Annotated in this window: 1 protein-coding gene; it reads right to left on the reverse strand. The window is 54.2% G+C overall.

Annotation, left to right across the window (positions count from 1 at the left end):
- Positions 1-263: 263 nt before the first annotated feature.
- The gene (locus AC1RT4_RS28975; protein WP_493089513.1) at positions 264-1289 is read right to left on the reverse strand and encodes an IS110 family RNA-guided transposase; all 1026 of its coding nucleotides are present in this window, start codon (positions 1287-1289) and stop codon (positions 264-266) included.
- Between the last annotated feature and the right edge of the window lie 80 nt (positions 1290-1369).

Here is a 1369-nt window from a genome sequence, read left to right on the forward strand (position 1 = left end):
AAAAATCTATGGTCACCCCCATTTTTGCAATACTGATTAACGGGTGGTGTGGTTGGCTTGCTTAAATCTATCCGGCGTCTGTTTGGGGGCATGCCCCAGCGCCACGATGAGAGTCGCGCCTGACGATCCTTAAAAACCCGTCGGCTTCAGGAGCCGATTTTTGTGTCAGGATCTTCGCCAGGCCGGTAGGCCGTTCACGTCATCCGTTGTTCAGCTATCGCAAAACCTGAAGGGTGATTCGTGGTACTGCAACAACCGCAGGGTCAGGCGTTCAAGGCGTCTGGCCCTGCTTCATATTGCGTATGGTGAGTGGCTATTCCCCACGCGATACGCGCCAGTTTGTTGGCCAAGGCACAGGCCACTACGTTCGAATGTCGTCGACTGAGCAAGGAACGAACCCAGTTGGCCAACGTCCCTTTTTGGTGTTCCAGATTCTGCATATAGACCCTGGAACATTGCACCAACAGTTGCCGCAGATGCTTGTCACCGCGCTTGCTGATCCCCAGCAAATTGGCTTTACCGCCCGTGCTGTACTGCCGAGGCACCAGCCCCACAGAGGCGGCAAAGTCCCGGCTGCATCGATATTGCTTGCCATCGCCCATCTCCACAGCCAGCAGGCTGGCGGTGATCGGTCCGACACACGGCATACTCAGCAAACGACTACCCAGATCATCGTCGGCCAGTTGGCCTGCCAACTCTTTGTCCAGCGCTTTAATTTGCTCATCCAGATAAACAAAGTGATCGTGCAGACGCTTCAGCAACACGGTCAGACGAACGGGAAACTCGTGCTCGGCCAGAACAATCGCTAAACGCTTCATGATGGCCAAACCTTTGGGCAGGCTGACTCCAAATTCCAGTAAAAAACCGTGCATCTGATTAGTCGTTTTTGTGCGGTCATGCACCAACGACTCGCGCATCCGGTGTAGCACAGATAGCGCTTGTTGGGACTCGGTTTTAGGGGTAACGAAGCGCATAGACGGGCGGGAAGCCGCCTCACAGATCGCTTCAGCATCGACAAAATCATTTTTGTTGCCCTTGACGAAGGGCTTAACGAACTGGGGAGAAATCAGTTTGGCCGTATGACCCATTACGACCAGCTGACGAGCAACAAAGTGCGAACCGGCACAGGCTTCCATCACCACGACGCAGCTCGGCAAATTGCCGAAAAACTGCATCATCTGAGTTCGAGAGAGCTTCTTGTGGAACACCTCGCGGCCCGATTGATCTTGCCCGTGAAGGTGGAAACTGTGCTTGCCGAGATCGATACCGATCAGTGCTGAATCGCTCATGATGATGGCCTCCGAAAACAAAACACCCTGCGAAAGCGTAGCCCTCGCAGGGTGTTGGGGGTGACCATCTCATTAACCCG

This window comes from Pseudomonas sp. GW821-FHT11D10, assembly GCF_058808435.1.